Consider the following 20,720-nt stretch of genomic DNA (forward strand, 5'->3'; position numbering starts at 1 on the left):
GGGCGAGGCCCTTGGTCAATCGAAATCATGAGGAAAAGTGTAGCCCACCCCCGCCGAACGCGTCAGGCGGGTTTACGCGGCCACGCCACGCACGCTCAGTCGGGCGATGCCTCGCCCGCCCCGTCGGGCCCGGTGGCCGGCGGCGCCGCGGGTTTGCTGCGCTGCATGACCGCGGCGAAAAAACCGTCGGTGCCGTGGCGGTCCGGCCGCAGGCGCAGAAACGGCCCGTCCATCTGGGGCACCGCGCAGCGGTCCGCGAGGATGGGGCCGGCCTCTAGCAGCGAGAATTCAGGGTGCTCGTCCAGGAAGGCCTGCACCTGGTCCTCGTTTTCCTCGGGCAGGATGCTGCAGCTGGCATACACCAGCCGTCCGCCCGGCGCGACGCAGGCCGCGGCCTCGCGCAGGATGCGCGCCTGGGTCTCCAGCAAGGATGCCAGGGCCTCGGGATGCTGGCGCCACTTGAGGTCGGGGTTGCGCCGCAGGGTGCCCAGCCCGCTGCACGGCGCATCCACCAGCACGCGCTGCGCCTTGCCGCGCAGGCGCCGCACCCGCGTGTCCTTGTGTTCCGCGATCACCACCGGCACGATGTTCGACAGGCCGCTGCGGGCGAATCGGGGCTTGGCGCGCGCCAGTCGCGCCGCCGAGACGTCGAAGGCATACAAGCGCCCGGTGGAGCGCATCAGCGCGCCCAGCAGCAGCGTCTTGCCGCCCGCGCCCGCGCAATAATCGATGACCATCTCGCCACGCCGGGGAGCGACCAGCGCCGCCAGCAGCTGGCTGCCTTCGTCCTGCACCTCGATCTCGCCGCGTTCGAACGCCTGCCAGCGATTGACGGGCGGGCGGCCCTCGATGCGGATGCCCCAGGGCGAATACGGTGTGGGCCGCGGCGACCAGCGCGCCTCGGGACCACCGGCCCAGGCCTCGAGCAGCGCCGCGCGTTCGAGCTTGAACGGATTGATCCGCAAATCCAGGGGCGCCGGGCGGTTGAGGGCTTCGAACAGGGCTTCGCCGTCCTCGAGGGCGGCCGCCCGTTCGGCCAGCCAGTCGGGCAGGCTCAGGCGCACGGCATCCGGCAGCGCGCGCACGTCGATGGCGCGCACGTGATCCAGCCAGGCGCGTTCATGCTCGTCCAGGCCCGCATCCAGGGTCGCGCGCGGCCAGACCGACGCCAGGCCCAGGATCGCCAGGCGCCGGGCCGCCGGTCCGTGGCCGCTCTCGGCGAACTGCCGATAGCGGCGCAGATGGCGCAGGACGTCGAAGACCGCCTCGGCGATCTCGCCGCGGTCCCGGCCGCCCGCCTTGGGATGGGCCCGGAACCAGCGCGACAGCACCGCATCGGCCGGATGCGACCACTGCAGGATCTCACCCAGGACCTGGCGCACCTGTTCGATGCGCGCCGCGGCCATTACGTACGGCCGCGGGGCCGCTGCGGGACTGCGCCGCGCACGGCGCGGCTGATCGGATCGGGTCATGGGTTCCATCAGGATATGAGGTCATGGGCCGTGAAGGCGCGCCGATCGACGCCGTCCACCCGCACCAGGCCGTCGTCGCCGATGGCGACCCGCCGGTCGGCCAGCCAGGCTGCGACCTCGGCATACATATGGTGTTCCAGCGCCAGCAAGCGCTGGGCCAGGGTGTCGGCGGTATCGCCCGGCAGCACGGGAATGGCGCCCTGGGCGATGATCGGCCCGTGATCCAGCACGGGCGTCACGAAGTGTACCGTACATCCGTGCCACTGTACCCCCTGCGCCAGGGCCTGGGCATGGGTGTGCAGGCCCGGAAAGGCCGGCAGCAGCGAGGGGTGGATATTGATGATGCGGCCCTCGAAGCGGCGCACCAGGTCGGCCCCCAGCACGCGCATGAATCCCGCCAGCAGCACGTAGTCGGGGGCGAGTTCGTCGATGCGCTGCGCCAGGGCCTGATCGAAGGCCTCGCGGCTGTCGTAGGCGCGATGCGGCAGGACCTCGACGGGTATGCCGCGGGACCGGGCCCAGGCCAGGCCGGCGGCGTCGGCGCGATTGGACAACACGGCGCAGACCTCGGCGCGCAGGCCGCGCGCGGCAATCGCCTGGACGATGGCCTGCATGTTCGAGCCGCGGCCCGAAATCAGGATGAGGAAACGCACCGGGGGTGAGGGCTGCTGCGCCAAGGTCTGGGCCTCCGACATACAATCGAGGCAAAATTGTAAACTCTTGCCTGTGAAATCCGCTCCCACACTTTATCGCGGCCTGCCGCGACGCGACTCGACTGCGCCCAGCGCGCTGACCATCGGGAATTTCGACGGCGTGCACCGGGGGCACCAAGCCATCCTCGCGCACGTCCGCGACCAGGCCGCGCAGCGCGGTCTCGTGCCCAGCGTCATGACCTTCACGCCGCACCCACGGGCGTTCTTTGCCCGGCGGGGCCATCGGCCCGAGCTCATCCCGACCCAGATCAGCGCCCTGCGCGACAAGGTCGAGGCCCTCAGCCGGCACGGCATGCGCCAGATCGTCATCCTGCCCTTCCGGCAGCGCCTGGCCGACATGGGCGCCGAGGACTTCATCCGCCGCCTGCTGGTGGACGGGCTCAATACGCGCTGGGTGCTGGTGGGCGAGGATTTCCGCTACGGCCGCCAGCGCAGCGGCGATATCGAGCTGCTGCGCGGGATGGGCGAAATCCACGGCTTCGAAGTGCGCACCCTGGCCGACGTCGTCGACGCCCAGGGCCGGCGGATTTCCAGCACCGAGCTGCGCACCGCCCTGGCGGTGGGCAACCTCGAGCGCAGCGCGGCGCTGCTGGGCCGGGACTACAGTATCAGCGGGCATGTGATCCACGGTCGCCGGCTGGGCCGCAGCCTGGGGTTCCCAACCCTGAACCTGCGCGTGCCCGAGCCCTGTGCGGCGCGCTCCGGGATCTACGTCGTGCGCGTGTGCGGCCTGGGTCCCGACGCCCTGCCGGGGGTCGCCAGCCTGGGCGTGCGCCCCACCGTCTCGTCGGACGGACGCCTGTTGCTCGAGACACACGTGCTCGATCATCGCGTGGACGCCTACGGTAAACTGGTGCGCGTCGAATTCCTCGAGTTCCTGCGCGACGAGGAAACCTTTCCCGATCTACCCACTTTGACCGCCGCCATCGAAAAGGATGTGCAAGGCGCTCGCGACTATTTCGCCTCCCATGGACTATAGAGACACCCTCAATCTTCCCGAATCCCCCTTCCCCATGCGGGGCAACCTGGCGAAACGCGAACCCGGCTGGATCGCGGCCTGGGAGGAAAAAAAGGTCTATGCCGCCATCCGCGAGGCGGCCCGTGGACGGCCCAAGTTCATCCTGCACGACGGCCCACCCTACGCCAACGGCGACATCCACATCGGCCACGCGGTCAACAAGATCCTCAAGGACGTCATCGTCAAGAGCCGCGACCTGGCGGGCTTCGATGCGCAATACGTGCCGGGCTGGGACTGCCACGGCATGCCCATCGAGATCCAGATCGAAAAGAAATACGGCAAGCACCTGCCGGTGGCCGAGGTCCAGGCCAAGGCGCGCGCCTACGCCGCCGAACAGATCGAGCGCCAGCGCAAGGATTTCAAGCGCCTGGGCGTGCTGGCGGACTGGAACAATCCCTACCTCACCATGAATCACAGCAACGAGGCCGACGAGCTTCGCGCGCTGGCGGGAATCATGAAAAAGGGCTATGTGTTCCGCGGCCTGAAACCCGTCAACTGGTGCTTTGATTGCGGCTCGGCGCTGGCCGAGGCCGAGGTCGAATACGCCGACCGCGAAGATCCGTCCGTGGACGTCGCCTTCGCCTTTGATGACCGCGCCGCCGTGGCGCGGGCCTTCGGCCTCGAGGGCGAGGTCGACGCGGGCGCCATCGTCATCTGGACCACCACGCCCTGGACGCTGCCCGCCAACCAGGCCCTCAACCTGCATCCCGACCATGAGTATGCCTTGCTGCGGCTGGCGCAGCCCCGGGACACCGGTCCGCTGTTGATCGTGGCCGCCGAACTCGCCGAAAGCTGCCTGCAGCGCTGGGGCCTCGAGGGCAGGATCATCGCCACCGCCGCGGGCACGCAGCTGGCCGGCCTGGCCTTCCGCCATCCGCTGCATGACGCCGACCCGGGCTACCGCCGCCTGTCGCCCGTCTACCTGGGCGACTACGTGACGCTGGACTCGGGCACCGGGGTCGTGCACTCGTCGCCCGCCTACGGCGTCGAGGATTTCCAGTCCTGCAAGGCGCACGGCCTGGCCGACACCGACATTCTCAATCCGGTCATGGGCAACGGCCACTATGCCGACAGCCTGCCGCTGTTCGGCGGCGAACTGATCTGGGCCGCCAATCCGCGCATCGTCGAGGCGCTGCGCGCCGCCGGCACGCTGCTGCATACCGAGGCCCACAGCCACAGCTACATGCACTGCTGGCGCCACAAGACGCCCGTCATCTACCGCGCGACCAGCCAATGGTTCGCCGGCATGGACCTGCGCCCCGACGGCGGCGCGAGCCTGCGCGAACTGGCCCTGGCGGGCATCGAGGCCACCGCGTTCTATCCGGCCTGGGGGCGCGCGCGCCTGCATGCCATGATCGCCAACCGGCCCGACTGGACGCTCTCGCGCCAGCGCCAGTGGGGCGTACCCATGGCCTTTTTCGTCCACAAGGAAACCGGCGAACTGCATCCGCGCACCGTCGAACTGCTGGAACAAATCGCCCAGCGCGTCGAGCGCGAAGGCATCGAGGCCTGGCAGACCCTGGACCCGCGCGAACTGCTGGGCGACGAGGCCGAGCACTACGAAAAGAACCGCGACACGCTGGACGTGTGGTTCGATTCGGGCACCACCCACGCCACCGTCCTGGGCGGGCGCGACCACCAGATGAAGGGCTCGCACGCGGATCAGCTCGCCTGGCCCGCCGACCTCTACCTCGAGGGTTCGGACCAGCACCGCGGCTGGTTCCATTCGTCCCTGCTGACCGGCTGCATGCTGTACGGCCGCCCGCCCTACAAGGGCCTGCTCACCCACGGTTTCGTGGTCGACGGCCGGGGCCGCAAGATGAGCAAGTCCGAAGGCAATGTGATCTTCCCGCAGGAGGTCTCGGACTCCCTGGGCGCCGAGATCCTGCGCCTGTGGACCGCCGCCACGGACTATTCGGGCGAACTGTCGATCAGCAAGCAGATCCTCGCCCGTGTCGTCGAGAGCTACCGCCGGGTGCGCAACACCCTGAAGTTCCTGCTGGGCAACCTGGCCGACTTCGACCCGGCGACGGACGCCCTGCCGACCGATGCGCTCTTGGAGATCGACCGATACGCCCTGCAGATGACCGCCGCCATGCAGGCCGAGGTGCGGGCCAGCTTCGAGCGCTATGAGTTCCACACCGCGGTCTCGCGCCTGCAGATCTTCTGCTCCGAGGACCTGGGCGCCTTCTACCTCGACATCCTCAAGGACCGGCTCTACACCGCAGGCCGCGACAGTGCCGCCCGGCGCTCGGCGCAAACCGCGCTGTACCACGTGACCCACGCGCTGCTCAAGCTGCTCGCGCCGATCCTGTCCTTCACCGCCGAGGAGGCCTGGAGCGACCTGCACGGCAGCGCCGAGACGCCCAGCATCTTCACCGGCCTGTTCCACGAGGTGCCCGCGCCGGCCGACGCGCAGGCCTTGTCGGCGCGCTGGACGCGGCTGCGCGAGATCCGCGCCGAGGCCATGCGCGAGATCGAGACCGTGCGCGCGCGCGGCGAGATCGGCTCGTCGCTGGCGGCCGAGCTCGACTTCCGTGCATCGGGCGACGACCTCGCACTGCTCCAGAGCCTGGGCGATGACTTGCGCTTTGTGTTCCTGGTCTCGCGCGCCGAGGCCCATGCCGCACAGGGGCCGCTGGCGATCGAGGTCCACGCCACCGGGCACGCCAAGTGCGCCCGGTGCTGGCACCACCGTCCGGACGTGGGCCACGATCCCGCGCATCCTGAATTGTGCGGCCGCTGCACCGACAATCTGTTCGGCGACGGCGAGCCGCGCAGCCATGCCTGAGTCCGCCCGGGCGGCGCGCCTGGCCCCGATGGCCGGCTGGCTGGCGCTGGCCGCCGTGCTGATCGTCCTCGACCAGGCCAGCAAATCGGCGGTCGAGGCCTGGCTGGCCTACGGCCAGCGGGTGCCCGTCCTGCCGGTGTTCGATTTCACCCTGCTCTATAACAGGGGGGCGGCCTTCAGCTTCCTCGCCGACGCCGACGGCGGCCAGCGCTGGCTGTTCACCGGCATCGCGCTGATTGCCGCCATCGTCATCCTGCGGCTACTCTACACCCATGCGGCTCAGCGGCTGTTCTGCGCATCGCTGGCCTGCATCCTGGGCGGGGCGCTGGGCAATGCCCTGGACCGCCTGGCCCATGGCCACGTGGTGGACTTCCTGCTGTTTTACTGGAAGGACTGGTATTTCCCGGCCTTCAACATCGCGGACATCGCCATCACCTGCGGCGCCGGCCTGCTGATCCTCGACGAGATCCTGCAGTCCCGGCGGCGCAAGGCGGCGCCCTGAACCGGAGGCATTCATGCTCGAACTTGCCGGCACTCGCATCGTACTGGGCCTGACGGGCGGCATCGCCTGCTACAAATCCGCCGAACTGCTGCGCCGCATGCTGGACCAGGGCGCGCAGGTGGACGTGGTCATGACCGAGGCCGCGACGCACTTCATCACGCCGACCACCCTGCAGGCCCTGTCGGGCCGCCCGGTGTACCTCGACCCGCTGGATGCGCGGGTGCCGAACAGCATGGCGCACATCACCCTCACCCGCGGCGCGGACGCCGTGCTGATCGTGCCGACCAGCGCCGATTTCATGGCCAAGCTCGCGCACGGGCACGCCGACGACCTGCTCTCGACCCTGTGCGTGGCGCGCGGCGAGGTCCCCCTGCTGATCGCGCCCGCGATGAACCGCGAGATGTGGACCCATCCCGCCACCCAGCGCAATGCGCGGCAGCTGCACGCCGACGGCGTCGCCCTGCTGGGTCCCGGCGAGGGTGACCAGGCCTGCGGCGAAACCGGCGAGGGCCGCATGCTCGAGCCCGGCCAGATCCTCGATGCGCTGGTGGCCTATTTCCAGCCCAAGGTGCTGGCCGGCCGGCGCGTGCTGCTCACGGCCGGCCCCACCAGCGAACCCATCGATCCCGTGCGGGTCATCACCAACCGCTCCTCGGGGCGCATGGGTTATGCCCTGGCGCGCGCCGCCGCCGAGGCCGGCGCCACGGTGGAACTCATTTCCGGGCCGACCGCCCTGCCCACGCCCCAGGGCGTGGTCCGCATCGACGTGGGCACGGCGGCGCAGATGCACGCCGCCGCGATGGCCTACGCGCCCAGGGCGGACATTTTCATCGCCGTCGCGGCGGTGGCCGACTGGGCGGTGGCCCAACCCTCGGCCGCCAAGCTCAAGAAACAGGACGGCCAGCCGCCGTCGCTGTCCTTCGTCCAGAATCCCGACATCCTCGCCGAGGTGGCCGCCCTGGCCGGCGGGCCCTGGTGCGTGGGCTTTGCCGCCGAGACCGAGCGCCTCGACGAACACGCCCAGGCCAAGCGCCTGCGCAAGGGGGTGCCGCTGATGGTCGGCAATCTCGCCCAGGACACCATGGATGCCGAATCGGCCCGCCTGGTGCTGTACGACGAGGCCGGCGCCCACCCGCTGGAGCCGCAACACAAGCTGCATGCGGCGCGCGCGCTGATCCGCGAGATCGCGCGCCGCATGCCTGGCTGAACACATTCTTGCCAACCCGGCCCCGTCCCGCGGACGCGCGGCCAATCCGCCCGGAGCACCATGCAATCCATCGCCCTGAAGATCCTCGACCCCCGGATGCACGACTGCCTGCCGGCCTACGCCACATCGGGCTCGGCGGGGCTGGACCTGCGCGCCTGCCTCGACGCCCCGCGCACGCTGGCCCCCGGGGACACCGACCTCGTGCCCACCGGCCTGGCCATCCACATCGCCGATCCGGCATACGCGGGCATGATCCTGCCGCGCTCCGGCCTGGGCCACAAGCACGGCATCGTACTGGGCAACCTGGTCGGCCTGATCGACTCCGACTACCAGGGCCCCTTGATGGTCTCGGTCTGGAACCGCGGCACGCAGCCCTACACCCTGCAGCCCATGGAACGCCTGGCCCAGCTGGTGATCGTGCCGATCCAGCAGGTGCGCTTCGACGTCGTGGACGATTTCGCCGACAGCGCCCGCGGCGCCGGCGGCTTCGGCAGCACCGGCCGAGGCTGAACGCCGGAGCCCGCCGAGGTCGCGCGGGCCGGCGCCGGCCAGACCGCCGTCAGGCCGCGTCTTCTTCGCCCAGGTAGGCCGCACGCACCTTGGGATCGTCGATCAGCTGCCGCGACGGCCCCGACAGCGTGATCTGGCCCGACTCCATCACATAGCCGCGCGCGCTGACCTCCAGCGCAAGGCGGGCGTTCTGCTCGATCAGCAGGATGGTGACCCCCTCGGCGGCGATGGCGCGCACGACCTCGAAGACCTTTTCCACCATCAGCGGCGCAAGCCCCATGGAGGGCTCGTCGAGCAGCAGCAGGCGCGGCTTGGACACCATGGCGCGGCCCATCGCGAGCATCTGTTGCTCGCCGCCCGAGAGCGTACCCGCCGATTGGCGGCGCCGCTCGGCCAGCCGCGGGAACAGCTCGAAGACGTGTTCGATCGTGGCGCGCACCTCGGCGTGGTCCTTGCGGGTATAGCCGCCGATGTTGAGGTTCTCCTCGATCGTGAGCTGGCCGAAGATCCCGCGCCCCTCGGGCACCATCACCAGCCCGTCGAGGACCATCTCGTGCACCGGCCGCCCGAGGATCGGCCGGCCGTCGTAGAGGATCTCGCCGCCGGCCGCCGGCACCAGGCCGCAGATGGCGCGCAGGGTGGTGCTCTTGCCGGCGCCGTTGGCGCCGATCAGGCTGACGAGCTCGCCCTGCCCGACCGTGAGGTCCAGGCCGCGGACGGCGCGAATGCCGCCATACGAGACGTCCAGCCGGCGGATCTCCAGCAGATTGGGGGTCGTCATGCGCGGTCTCCTTGCGAGGCGGCGGCACCCGCCCCCAGATAGGCCTCGATCACCTTGGGATCGTGCTGCACCTCGGCGGGCTTGCCCTCGGCCAGCACCTTGCCATATTCCAGAACCAGGACCCGGTCGCACAGGCCCATGACGAGCTTCATGTCGTGCTCGATCAGCAGCACGGTCACGCCGTCGGCGCGGATCTTTTCGATCAGGCGGCGCAGCACCAGGGTCTCGGACGCATTCATGCCGGCGGCCGGTTCGTCCAGCGCAAGCAGCATGGGCTCGGTGGCCAGGGCGCGGGCGATCTCCAGGCGGCGCTGATCGCCATACGGCAGGGAACGCGCCATGTGGTTGGCGCGCTCGCCGATGCCCACGTAGTCCAGCAGCTCGCGGGCCCGCGCCTCGATCGCGGCTTCTTCGTCCCGGGTGCGCCGGTTGCGCGTGATCGCGCCGAACACCCCGGCATGCGTGCGCACGTGGCGTCCGATCATGACGTTCTCGAGCGCACTGAGCGCACCGAACAGGCGGATGTTCTGGAACGTCCGGGCCATGCCGGCCTGTGCGATCTGGTGCGGCTTGAGCCGGGTGAATTCGCGGCCCATGAAATTGCAGGTGCCGGACTCGGGGATGTAGAGGCCGGTCATCACATTGAATAGCGTGGTCTTGCCCGCGCCATTGGGGCCGATCAGGCCGTAGATGTCGCCCTTGCGGATGGCGAAGCTCACGTCCGACAAGGCCTGCAGTCCGCCGAAGCGCTTGTTCAGCTTGTTGGCGACCAGCAGCAGGTCGCTGCCGTGGCCCGGATTCTCGCGTTCGACGGGTCTCATGCCTCGCCCTCCGTGCCGCGGGCGAGCTCGCGGCGCCGCACCGCCGAGGGCCACAGGCCCGCCGGACGGAAGATCATCACCAGCACCAGCGCAAAGCCGAACATCAGCATGCGGATGCCGTCGGGATCCAGCACCACCTCGCCGAAGGCCGCCTGCTGCAAAGGCACGACCACGGCGCGCAGCACCTCGGGAAAGATCGACAGCAGCAAGGCGCCCAGGATCACGCCGGGAATATTGCCCATCCCGCCCAGCACCACCATGCACAGCACCAGGATGGATTCGGTCAGGCTGAAGCTCTCGGGGCTGACGAAACCCTGCATCGAGGCGAACATCGCGCCCGCCAGTCCGCCGAAGGTCGCCCCCATGGAGAACGCCAGCAGCTTGATGTTGCGGGTATTGATGCCCATGGCCTTGGCGGCGATCTCGTCCTCGCGCACGGCCTCCCAGGCGCGGCCGATGCGTGAATTCTGCAGACGGGCGCAGACGATCACGATGAGGATCGTCAGCAAGAGCAGCAAGTAGTAGTATTTTTCCGGCCCCGTGATGCGAAAGCCCAGGATCTGTTCGCTGCGTCCGAACGAAAATCCGGCCACCGAGAATGTATCTACCCTGTTTATCCCTTGCGGACCGTTGGTGATGTTGATCGGTGCATCCAGGTTGTTCATGAAGATGCGCACGATTTCGCCGAAGCCCAGGGTGACGATGGCCAGGTAATCGCCGCGCAGCTTCAGTGTCGGCGCGCCCAGCATCGCCCCGAAGAACGCCGCCAGCACGAGTCCCGCCGGGATGATGACCCAGAACGGCAGGTGCAGGCCGAAATGCGGCGAGGCCAGCATCGCCCAGACGTAGGCCCCCACGGCATAGAAGGCGATATAACCCAGATCGAGCAGGCCGGCGAAGCCCACCACGATGTTCAGCCCCAGGGACAGCATCACGTACAACAGGGCGAAATTGATGGTGCGCACCCAGCTCTGGCCGTGCATGCCCAGCACGAAAGGCAGTACCGCCAGCACGACACCGGCCAGGGCGATGCCCAGCCAGACCTTGGGCGGCACGGATTTGGATGGTATCGTCATGCGCGGTCTCCGACCCGTTCACCCATCAGACCCGAGGGCCGGAACACCAGCACCAGGATCAGCACGATGAAGGAAAAGACGTCCTGGTAGTTGCTGCCGAACACGCCACCGGTCAGATCGCCGATGTAGCCGGCCCCCAGGGATTCGATGATGCCCAGCAGCAGTCCCCCCAGCATGGCGCCGCCCAGGTTGCCGATGCCGCCGAGCACGGCGGCGGTAAAGGCCTTCAGGCCCAGCATGAAGCCCATGGTGTACTGCGCCACGCCGTAATAGCTCACCACCATGATGCCGGCCACCGCGGCGAGCGCCGAGCCGATCAGGAAGGCGGCCGAGATGACCGTGTTGATGTTCACCCCCATCAAGCCGGCGACCTCCTGGTTCTGGGCCGTGGCCCGCATGGCGGTGCCCAGGCGGGTGCGATGCACCACGGCCAGCAGGCCGGCCATGATCAGCAAGGAACCGAACACAATGACCAATTGCAGGGTCGTCATGCGCGCCCCCAGGAACTCGTGGACGGTGGGCTCGATGATGCGCGGAAAGCTGAGGTAGTTGCGGCCCCAGACCATCATCGCGACGTTCTGGATGATGATCGAGACGCCGATCGCGGTGATCAGGGCGGTCAGGCGCGGCGCCCGGCGCAGGGGCCGGTAGGCGTAGCGCTCGGCGAGCCAGCCCAGGCCCATGCAGAACGGGATCGCGACCGCCAGGGCGGCGGCCAGCAGGATCACGGGCGAGGCGCCCGCCCAGGCACCGCCGACCAGGCTGATCACCAGCGTGGTCGCCAGCATGGCGCCGACCATCACGACGTCGCCATGCGCGAAGTTGATCAGGCCGATGATCCCGTACACCATGGTGTAGCCGAGCGCCACGAGGGCATAGACGCTGCCCACGGTGACCCCGTTGATCAATTGCTGCAGGAGGATATCCATACGTGTGTCCAGGACTGGGACGGGCCGGCGCCACCCTTGCGATCCGGCCGCCGCACGGGCGGGGCCGGGGGTCGGTCCGTCGATTCGTCAGGAAGTCCGGACGGCGCGCCCCTCGTGGAGGCGCGTGCGCCGCCCGGCGCATCGCGCTTACTCGGCGGCCTGGCTGACCATGCTCTTGAACATGGTCCACTTGCCGTTCTTGACCAGGTAGATGGTCACGGCGACTTCCTTGAGATCGCCCTTGCCGTCATAGGCGATGTGCTTGCTGGTGGCGCCGCTGCGCGCGAGGCTGGCGAGCTTGGGCAGGTACTTGGCGGGATCCGAGGAGCCGGCCTCCTTCATGGCGGTGATCATGTTCCAGGCGCCGTCGTAGGCGTAGGGCGAATAGACGCCGGGCTCGACGTTGAAGCGCGCCTTGTAGTCCTTGAGGAACTGTTCGCCGGCCGCCATCGTGGACAGGGGCACGCCCGCCAGCGAGGCATAGGTGCCGTCGGCCGCATCGCCGGCGAGCTTCAGGAAGGTTTCGCTGCGGGTCATCTCGCCCGACACCAGCGGCGCCTCGATGCCCAGGCGCACCATCTGGCTGCGCATCGGGCCCGACTGCGCGTCCAGGCCGCCGAAGAAGATCGCGGCCGGCGCCTTGGATTTGATGTTGGTGAGGATCGCCGTGAAATCGGTCGCCTTGTCGGTCGTGTATTCGCGGGCGATGATCTCGCCGCCCGCGGCCTCGACGGCCTTGGCGACCTCATCGGCCAGGCCCTGGCCGTAGGCGGTGCGGTCGTCGATCAGGGCGACTTTCTTGGCGCCCAGGTCCTTGACGATGAACTCGCCGTCGGCCGCACCCTGCTGGGTGTCGCTGGTCATCATGCGGAAGGTGGTGTCATAGCCCTGCTCGGTGTACTCGGGCGAGGTCGCCATGGCGATCTGCGGCAGGCCCGCATCGTTGTAGACGCGCGATGCCGGGATGGTCGTGCCCGAGTTGAAATGCCCCAGGACGCCCTTGACCCCTTCGTCGACGATCTGCTGGGCGACCTGCACGGCGGTGCGGGGGTCGGCCTGGTCATCGCGCGAGACGAGCTCGAATTTGGCGGTCTTGCCGTCGAGCTGGATATTCTGCTTGTTGGCTTCCTCGAGGGCCAGCTCCAGGCCGTTTTTCATGTCCTCGCCGTAGTGCGCCTGGGGTCCGGTCAGCGGCGCGGCGAAACCGAGCTTGACGACCTGGGTGTCGGCATGCGCCGGGCCGAAGGCGAGGCCGGCCAGCAGCGCGGCGGACGTGGCCAGCAGCTTGAAGCGTTTGGTGGATTGCATATCGTGGTTCTCCTTGGTGTCGGGGATGCCTGCGGCTCGTGGCCCATCCGGACGTCCCCTGTTGACTCAAAAACACATACAGTCTTCATGGACTGTCACCCTCGTCGCAGCCGCCGGGTGGCGGCCGCACGACACTAGCCGACCATCATCAGGCTGGCGTTGCCGCCCGCGGCCGCCGTGTTGATGCAGATCGATGTCTCGCGCACCAGCATCTCGAGCGCATAGCGGCCGCCTGCGGCCAGTTCCTCGCTGCGCAGCCCCAGGACCGGCACGATCGGCCCCGGCCGGTCCACGACCGCCGCGTTCAAGGCCAGCAAGTCGTCGCCGTCGCCCTCGAACAGCACGACCTGGAAATCCCCCGCGGCCAACGCGTCCTCGCCCGCCAGCACGACCGACGCGTCGCCCGCCTGGGCCTGGAAGGCCCGGCCCGCGGGCGTATCCATGAACAGCATCCGGTTGCCCGTGCGTCGGCAGGCATCGTGCTGCGCCTGCGCGCCCCGCGCCGTCAGCGCCCGGCACAATACAGTGCCGCGGGGCTTGAGGCGATAGACGTTGCTCTCGCCCGTGGGACCGGGCAGCACGCAGTCGGCGGCGTCGCGGCCCGGAATCCCGGCAACCGGCAGGCCCGCCGGCCCGCGCGACAGCAGCCGATGCAGGTACAGCGGGCCGCCGGCCTTGGGACCGGTGCCCGACAGGCCTTCGCCGCCGAAGGGCTGCACGCCCACGGTCGCGCCGACGATATTGCGATTGACGTAGATGTTGCCCGCGTTGACGCGTTGGACGATGTGCTGGATGGTCTCGTCCAGCCGGGTGTGCACCCCGAAGGTCAACCCATAGCCGCTGCCGTTGATGTCGTCGAGCAGCTCGTCCAGCGCCTCGCGCCGGTAGCGCAGCACATGCAGCACCGGCCCGAACACCTCGCGCTCGAGCTGCGACACGTGCGCGATCTCGATCAGCGTGGGCGGCACGAACGTGCCGTTGCGCGCCTGCTCGCCCAGCGACAGCCGATCGACCGCATGGCCGGCCTCGCGCATGGCGCGCACGTGCGCCTCGATGTGGTCCCGGGCCTCGGCGTCGATGACCGGCCCGACGTCGGTGGACAGCAGCTCGGGACGACCCACGCGCAGTTCCCGCATGGCGCCGCGCAGCATCTCGAGGGTGCGGTCGGCGCAGTCCTCCTGCACGCACAGCACGCGCAGGGCCGAGCAGCGCTGGCCGGCGGAATCGAAGGCCGAATTGAGCACGTCATAGACGACTTGCTCCGTCAGCGCCGAGGAGTCCACGATCAGGGCATTCTGGCCGCCGGTCTCGGCAATCAGCGGAATCACGTGGCCGCGCGCGTCCAGGCGCTGGGCCAGCGTCGCCGCGATGTGCCGGGCGACCTCGGTGGACCCGGTGAACATCACCCCGCGCACGGCGGGATCGGCGACCAGCCGGGCGCCCACGGTCTCGCCGCGCCCCGGCAGCAGCTGCACCGCATCGGCGGGAATGCCGGCGCGCCGCAGCGCCGAGACACCCAGCGCGGCGATCAGATTGGTCTGCTCGGCGGGCTTGGCCAGCACGACGTTGCCCGCGGCCAGCGCCGCACTGACCTGGCCGATGAAAATGGCCAGCGGGAAGTTCCAGGGACTGATGCACAGCACCGGGCCCAAGGGCCTATGGCTGTCGTTCGAGAACCCGCGCTCGATGCCGGCGCCGTAATAGCGCAGGAAGTCGACCGCCTCGCGCACCTCGGCGATCGCATTGGGGTAGGACTTGCCCGCCTCGCGCACGATCAGGCCGATGGCCGCCTGCATCTCGTCCTCGAGGATCTGTGCGGCCAGCCGCAGGCACTGGGCGCGCTCGGCCACCGGCGTCGACTGCCAGATGGGCGCCGCATACTCCGCGCGCCGCAGGGCCTGCTGGATATCGGCGTCGCCCGCCTCGACCACGCGGCCGACCACGTCGCGATGATCCGCGGGATTGAGGACCTCGCGGGCACGCGCGTCCTCCCAGACCCCGTCAGGCGCCGCCCGCCAGTCCTGCGCGGCGCTGCCCAGCAGCGCCGCCGACAAGGAGCCCAGGCGATGTTCGTTGCTGAGGTCCAGCCCGGCGGAATTCAGCCGGCCTTCTTGTTCGAGGTAGAGTTCGCGCGGCAGCGGAATGCGATCGTGCGGCGCGCCCAGCGGCTGGAGGCGCCGCGCCGCCGTCACCGGATCGGCCACCAGGACCTCGATGGGCAGATCCTCGTCGGCGATCTGGTTGACGAAGGACGTATTGGCGCCGTTCTCGAGCAGGCGGCGCACCAGGTATGCCAGCAGCGTCTCGTGCGTACCCACGGGCGCGTAGACCCGGCAGGGACGATTGAGCTTGCCCTCGGCCACCGGCCCGACGACTTCCTCATAGAGCGGTTCGCCCATGCCGTGCAGGCACTGGAATTCGTATTGCCCCGGATAGTAGTTCGCCCCGGCCATGTGATAGATCGCGGACAGCGTCTGGGCATTGTGCGTGGCGAACTGCGGATACACGGCCTCGGGCGCGCCCAGCAGCTTGCGGGCGCAGGCCAGGTACGAGACGTCGGTATGCACCTTGCGGGTATACACCGGATAGCCCTCGAGGCCGTCCACCTGCGCCCGCTTGATCTCGGTGTCCCAGTATGCGCCCTTGACCAGCCGCAGCATCAGACGGTGTTTGCTGCGCCGCGCCAGGTCGATCACGTAGTCGATGACGAAGGGCGCGCGCTTTTGATAGGCCTGGATCACGAAACCGATGCCATTCCATCCCGCCAGCCGTTCATCGAAGCACATCGCCTCGAGCAGGTCCAGGGACAGTTCCAGCCGGTCGGCCTCCTCGGCATCGATGTTCAGGCCGATGTCGTAGCGCCGCGCAAGCACCGCCAGCGCGATCATGCGCGGCAACAATTCGGCCATGACCCGGTCGCGCTGAGCGCGCGAGTAGCGCGGATGCAGCGCCGAGAGCTTGATCGAGATGCCCGGCCCCTCGTAGATGCCGCGGCCCTGCGAGGCCTTGCCGATCGCATGGATGGCCTGCTCGTAGGATTCGTAGTAGCGGCTGGCGTCCTGGGCGGTCGTCGCCGCCTCGCCCAGCATGTCGTAGGAATAGCGAAAGCCGACGTCCTCGAATTTGCGGCTGTTGGCCAGGGCCGCCGAAATCGTCTGCCCCGTGACGAATTGTTCGCCCATCAGCCGCATCGCCATGTTGACGCCACGCCGGATGAGGGGCTCGCCACCCTTGCCGATCAGGCGGGTCAGCGCCCGGGACAGGGTCTGTTCGCTGTTGACGCTGACCAGCTTGCCGGTGACCAGCAGTCCCCAGGTGGCCGCATTGACGAACAGGGACGGGGATTCGCCGACGTGCGAGCGCCAATCGCCATGGCTGATCTTGTCGCGGATCAACGCATCCCGCGTGGCCCGGTCCGGAATCCGCAACAGCGCCTCGGCCAGACACATCAGGGCCACGCCCTCCTGGCTGGACAGCGAGAACTCCTGGATCAGGGCCTCGACCCCCCCGGCCTTGCGCTTGCCGCGCAGCGCGGCGACCAGCCGATGCGCCAGGGCTTGCACCGCATCGCCATCATCCTGGGCGGCCAAATCCAGCAGCATGGGCACGCATTCGGGTTCCGGGCGCCGGTAGGCCGCCGTGATGGCCGCACGCAGCACGGACTGGGGTTGCACCTCTTGGGCAAACTCGTAGAACGGTTGCTGGCGTTCGGGTTCCACCACGTCCTCGGCAGGCTCGTCGCCCGCAAGGTGGCCGATCTCGGCCGGCAGCTGGCCGCGCTCGATCGCCTCGATGTAAGCCAGCAAGGCTTGTTTATGCAGCCAATGCGGCGTGCAGCCGAGGCCGTCGGCAATCTGCCGCAGGCGTTCGCGCAACGCCTCATCCACCTTAACGCCGAGAGTAACGGTAGCCATGATCAGAATCGTCCAGCCTGTCCAGCAACAACGGATGGCACCTTGGCCATCCGTTAGGTTTACCACCGGCATGCTATATCTTTAGATGGGGTTTCACCACTAGGGATAACCCAGGAAATGAAAAGTAAAACCCAGGTGGACCCGGCAGGGATTCAGGTGCAACTATCTCGCAAGATCGCTGGATCGTCCGGTGTGGGCGCGACCGGATCCATACGCGCGGCAATCACGTCCGCCAGCAGCGCAACCGCCGTGCGCTGGGCCTCCACCAGCGCCGCAACCCCCTGCCCCGCCGTCGGCACCCTCAGGACCACGCGGCACAGCTGCGCTCCGGATCCGGCATGGCGACCCTCGGCCCAGTTCGCCTCCAGGCCGGCATACTGGTTGAACACCAGGTCGAATCGTGTCACCTGGACGGCGACCTCGCGCAGTGGCAAATCCTTGGGCGCGGCCATCAGGCTGAGGTCGGGCACGTCCAGCGCGCGCGACACCCGGGCCGCCAGCGCCGCCCGGATCTGGTCGGCGAGAGGCGCCGCCCACAGGGACTCGTTCAGCAAGGCGACATCGGCGTCGGCGGCGTCGCGGCGCACCACCAGTTGCGGGCGATCGACCTCGGCGGGGATGCGCACGGCCTCCATGCGCACACCGTAATCCGCCGCGCGAACGGACGGCGACGGTTCAGCGGGCAAGGGGCCGGACAGACTGTAGTAGGCGCTGGGCGGGGCCGCGCACGCGCCCAGCAGCACGGCGATTCCCAGGCTGGCGAGTCTCATCATGTCTCCTTGAGTGTGCCGGCGCTAATGCAGATTGTCCGCCGGATGGCCCCGGACCAGGGCCTGGGGATGCGCCTGCAGATAATCCGCCAGAGTGCGCAGGGCACGCGCGGCGCGCTCCAACTCACCCAGCGTCGATTGCAGCCCCCCCAGCAGCGGCGCCTCGGGCCCGAGCGTCTGGCCGATCCGATCGAAGGAGCGCTGGACGGATTTCAGGGCCGCGGTCGCCTGCGGGGTCAGGCGGGTGTCGAACTGCTCGAGCAGCGAATTCAGGGACTTGAGGCTCGTATCCAGGTTCTCGCCGATCTCCTTGAACGGTACGGCATCGAGCTTGGAGACGATGCTGCCGACCTGGCGCTGCAACTGATTGAGGTCGCCGGCCACCGTGGGGATGCCCATGGCGCCGCCGGCGCTGGCGGCGGTCTCGGTCACGGGTTTGGTTTTGGGGAAGAAATCCAGGGCCACGTATTGCTGTCCGGTCACCAGCGCGGCGGAACGCAACTGCGCCCGCATGCCATGGTCCACCAGGCTCTGGAAGAGCTCTTCGCCGCTCTTGCCATTGGCGGCGGCAAGCAGCGAGTCGTAGGCCTCCGCAAAGCGCAGCGGATACAGGTCGGCACGAACGCGGGCAAAGAAATGCCGTTCCTTGGGATCGAATTCCAGGTCGATATCCACGACGTTGCCCAGTTCCAGGCCGCGGAAATCGACGGGGGCGCCCACCCGCAGGCCGCGCACGGACTGGTCGAAACGCATGACGATCTGCAGCGGCGGGCCGTCCGGATCGGCCAGGGCGTCGTCGCGTGTGGCGAACAGGGTGAACTCGTGATCCCGGGCCGCCGGCGTCCGGTCGGCCGCGCCGTCATAGGAGCTGACCTCGTCGGCCTGCGCGAAGGCGACCCCGCCGCTCAACACTGAGCTGAGGCCTGCGATGCGCATGTTGATGCCTTCGGGCGACAGGGTGACGTCGATGCCGCTGATATTCCAGAATCGGGAATCCGCCGTCACGAAGCGATCATAAGGCGCGTCCACGAAAAACTGGATGAGCACCGAACGGCCATCGTCGGCCATCTCGTAGCCCACGACGCGGCCCACCAGGATGCGCCGATAGTAGACCCCCGTCCCGATGTCGAGGGACCCCAGGTCGCGGGCGCGCAGCACATAGCGCGTGCCCTGGCGTCCGCTGGTCACCTCGGGGGGATGTTCCAGCCCGGTGAATTGGTAGGTCCGCGGGCCCTTGACCTCGGTGGGCGCGTCCACGCTGATATAGACCCCGGACATCAGCGTGCCCAGCCCCGACACCCCGGTGAGGCTGAGCTGCGGCCTCACCACCCAGAAGTGCGCATCTTTTTGGGTGATGTACTCGGACCCGTCCTGGTCGAGCTGGATGTCGACCTGCACCCCCTGGCGGTCGTCCGCGACCCGCAAGGCGCTGACCTGGCCGACGATCACGTCCTTGTAGCGCAGCTTGGTCTGGCCCGCCGCCAGCCCTTCGGCGGACTGGAACGTGACGGTGATGACCGGGCCGGTGCGCAGCCAATGGGTGACCAGCAGGGAGGCGCCCATGAGGACCGCCAGCAGGGGCACCAGCCAGATCCAGGACCAGCGGACGGCCTTTCCGGGGCGGATCGCGGGCTGTGCGGCCGCCATGGATTCGTCATCCCGTCCTGGTTCCGTCATCGTTCGCTGCCCCGTAGTCTGTCCCATCCCAAACGCGGATCATAGCTCATCGCGGCCCACATGGTCAGGACCACGACGGCACCGAAACTGAGCGCGCCCAGCCCGGGCAGGATGCGCATCAAGCCCGGGAAGTTGGCCATCGCCCCCATCAGGATCACCACGAACACGTCCAGCATCGACCATTGCCCGATGAATTCGACCAGTTCGTACATGCGGGTGCGCTGACGCTGCAGGCGGGCGCCGCGCGGGCGGCGAAACAGCATCAGCACCGCCAGGGCCAGCAGCTTGGTGATCGGCACCACCACGCTGGCCACGAATACGATCACCGCCAGATCCCAGGACCCCAGACGCCAGAGCTCGATCACGCCGCCGAGGATCGTATGGTCGCTGGTCCCCAGGACGGACTGGATGCGCATGACCGGCAGGACATTGGCCGGGATATAGACCACCGAGGCCGCGATGACGAGGGCCCAGACCCGTGCGGAGACATTGACGCGGCGCCGGTGCAAGCGTGCGCCGCAACGGTGGCAATGGCCGTCGACGGGAGCGCCCTGGACGCAGCCGCAGGAATGACAGGCCAGGCCGTGCCCGTGCGCCCCCGAGGCCTCGACCAGGCCCGCGCGCTCGGCGAGACTCCAGAGTTCGTGGGCATCCAGGCGGCCCAGGCCGGTGAGGAAGAACGACAGCGCAACCAGGCCCACCATCCCGGGCTCGACCGTCAGCGAGGCCATGCCGGCGAATTTGACCACGGCGACAAAGATCGCCAACACCAGGACCGGGGCCATCGACCAGGGCGTGATGGCATGCAGCAGCCGCATGCCGATTGTGAAGTCGCCCGGTATCCGGCCCGTGGAGATGCAGCGCACCGCCCACAGGGTCAGGATGATCTTGAACAGCGGAAACCAGAAGCCGAACAGGCCGGTCATGATCGACAGCAGCCAATCGCCCTGGTCCCAGATGTAGAGCAGCGCCTGCCAGTACGCCACGCTGACTTCCCGTCCTTGCAGCGACAGGCTGGCGATGGGAAAGCCCTGGGCGATGACGAACACCGCCAAGGTCGCCAGCGACATGGCGGTCCAGCCGTTCAAGTCCAGTACGCCCCGCCGGTACAGGATGGCGCCGCAGCACACGCAGGACGCGCGCGCCCGTGCCGTCAGTTCCACCCGTTCATGCAAGGTGTCGCATTGCGGGCAGGCGACCAGCCTCATGCCCGGCGGGCCCTGGAACCGGT

16 protein-coding genes are annotated in these 20,720 nt (G+C 68.6%); 5 read left to right on the forward strand and 11 right to left on the reverse strand.

The window, feature by feature from the left end; genetic code table 11:
• Positions 1-95 precede the first annotated feature (95 nt).
• Positions 96-1,406, reverse strand: coding sequence for an RsmB/NOP family class I SAM-dependent RNA methyltransferase (locus tag OOZ48_RS00400; RefSeq protein ID WP_442867510.1), 1,311 nt, complete (start codon positions 1,404-1,406; stop codon positions 96-98).
• A gap of 74 nt (positions 1,407-1,480) precedes the next feature.
• On the reverse strand, positions 1,481-2,167 hold the full coding sequence (gene purN / locus OOZ48_RS00405) for a phosphoribosylglycinamide formyltransferase (RefSeq protein WP_269494139.1): 687 nt from the start codon (positions 2,165-2,167) through the stop codon (positions 1,481-1,483).
• Positions 2,168-2,198: 31 nt separating this feature from the next.
• Between purN and OOZ48_RS00410 the strand changes: the two genes are divergently transcribed.
• The 5 genes from OOZ48_RS00410 to dut are packed head-to-tail and all read left to right on the forward strand — an operon-like array spanning position 2,199 to position 8,213.
• Positions 2,199-3,164 (forward strand): bifunctional riboflavin kinase/FAD synthetase, encoded by a 966-nt coding sequence (locus tag OOZ48_RS00410; protein WP_269494142.1) that lies wholly within the window; start codon positions 2,199-2,201, stop codon positions 3,162-3,164.
• Positions 3,154-5,994, forward strand: a complete 2,841-nt coding sequence (gene ileS, locus OOZ48_RS00415; protein ID WP_269494145.1) for an isoleucine--tRNA ligase — start codon at positions 3,154-3,156, stop codon at positions 5,992-5,994. Before OOZ48_RS00410 ends, ileS begins: the two co-directional genes overlap by 11 nt.
• Entirely contained in the window at positions 5,987-6,496 is a 510-nt protein-coding gene (lspA, locus tag OOZ48_RS00420) for a signal peptidase II (RefSeq protein WP_269494148.1), read from the forward strand. The genes ileS and lspA overlap by 8 nt, the downstream gene beginning before the upstream one ends.
• Positions 6,497-6,509: 13 nt before the next feature.
• Positions 6,510-7,703 carry a bifunctional phosphopantothenoylcysteine decarboxylase/phosphopantothenate--cysteine ligase CoaBC gene (gene coaBC / locus OOZ48_RS00425; protein WP_269494151.1) on the forward strand — a complete coding sequence of 398 codons (1,194 nt, stop codon included), beginning with the start codon at positions 6,510-6,512 and terminating at the stop codon, positions 7,701-7,703.
• A gap of 60 nt (positions 7,704-7,763) precedes the next feature.
• The gene (gene dut / locus OOZ48_RS00430) at positions 7,764-8,213 is read left to right on the forward strand and encodes a dUTP diphosphatase (protein WP_269494154.1); all 450 of its coding nucleotides are present in this window, start codon (positions 7,764-7,766) and stop codon (positions 8,211-8,213) included.
• A 49-nt stretch (positions 8,214-8,262) separates the two neighbouring features.
• On the opposite strand, the gene OOZ48_RS00435 is transcribed toward dut, so the two are convergent.
• The 9 genes from OOZ48_RS00435 to OOZ48_RS00475 all read right to left on the reverse strand — a co-directional run bounded on the left by OOZ48_RS00435 (position 8,263) and on the right by OOZ48_RS00475 (position 20,697).
• Positions 8,263-8,994, reverse strand: coding sequence for an ABC transporter ATP-binding protein (locus OOZ48_RS00435; RefSeq protein WP_269494157.1), 732 nt, complete (start codon positions 8,992-8,994; stop codon positions 8,263-8,265).
• Positions 8,991-9,815 (reverse strand): ABC transporter ATP-binding protein, encoded by an 825-nt coding sequence (locus OOZ48_RS00440; protein WP_269494159.1) that lies wholly within the window; start codon positions 9,813-9,815, stop codon positions 8,991-8,993. The genes OOZ48_RS00435 and OOZ48_RS00440 overlap by 4 nt, the downstream gene beginning before the upstream one ends.
• On the reverse strand, positions 9,812-10,891 hold the full coding sequence (locus OOZ48_RS00445; RefSeq protein ID WP_269494162.1) for an ABC transporter permease subunit: 1,080 nt from the start codon (positions 10,889-10,891) through the stop codon (positions 9,812-9,814). Before OOZ48_RS00445 ends, OOZ48_RS00440 begins: the two co-directional genes overlap by 4 nt.
• Positions 10,888-11,820: a branched-chain amino acid ABC transporter permease gene (locus tag OOZ48_RS00450; RefSeq protein WP_269494165.1), complete on the reverse strand. Its 933-nt coding sequence runs from the start codon at positions 11,818-11,820 to the stop codon at positions 10,888-10,890. Before OOZ48_RS00450 ends, OOZ48_RS00445 begins: the two co-directional genes overlap by 4 nt.
• Before the next feature lie 147 nt (positions 11,821-11,967).
• Positions 11,968-13,128 carry a branched-chain amino acid ABC transporter substrate-binding protein gene (locus tag OOZ48_RS00455; protein WP_269494168.1) on the reverse strand — a complete coding sequence of 387 codons (1,161 nt, stop codon included), beginning with the start codon at positions 13,126-13,128 and terminating at the stop codon, positions 11,968-11,970.
• 134 nt (positions 13,129-13,262) lie between these two features.
• Positions 13,263-17,042: a trifunctional transcriptional regulator/proline dehydrogenase/L-glutamate gamma-semialdehyde dehydrogenase gene (gene putA / locus OOZ48_RS00460; protein ID WP_269494171.1), complete on the reverse strand. Its 3,780-nt coding sequence runs from the start codon at positions 17,040-17,042 to the stop codon at positions 13,263-13,265.
• A gap of 152 nt (positions 17,043-17,194) precedes the next feature.
• Positions 17,195-17,815 (reverse strand): PqiC family protein, encoded by a 621-nt coding sequence (locus OOZ48_RS00465; protein ID WP_269494174.1) that lies wholly within the window; start codon positions 17,813-17,815, stop codon positions 17,195-17,197.
• A 21-nt stretch (positions 17,816-17,836) separates the two neighbouring features.
• Positions 17,837-19,489 (reverse strand): PqiB family protein, encoded by a 1,653-nt coding sequence (locus OOZ48_RS00470; protein ID WP_269494177.1) that lies wholly within the window; start codon positions 19,487-19,489, stop codon positions 17,837-17,839.
• Positions 19,486-20,697, reverse strand: a complete 1,212-nt coding sequence (locus OOZ48_RS00475; protein WP_269494180.1) for a paraquat-inducible protein A — start codon at positions 20,695-20,697, stop codon at positions 19,486-19,488. The genes OOZ48_RS00470 and OOZ48_RS00475 overlap by 4 nt, the downstream gene beginning before the upstream one ends.
• Positions 20,698-20,720: the final 23 nt, after the last annotated feature.

The sequence above is a fragment of the Castellaniella sp. S9 genome (assembly GCF_027257175.1).
Taxonomy (GTDB): Bacteria; Pseudomonadota; Gammaproteobacteria; order Burkholderiales; family Burkholderiaceae_B; genus Castellaniella.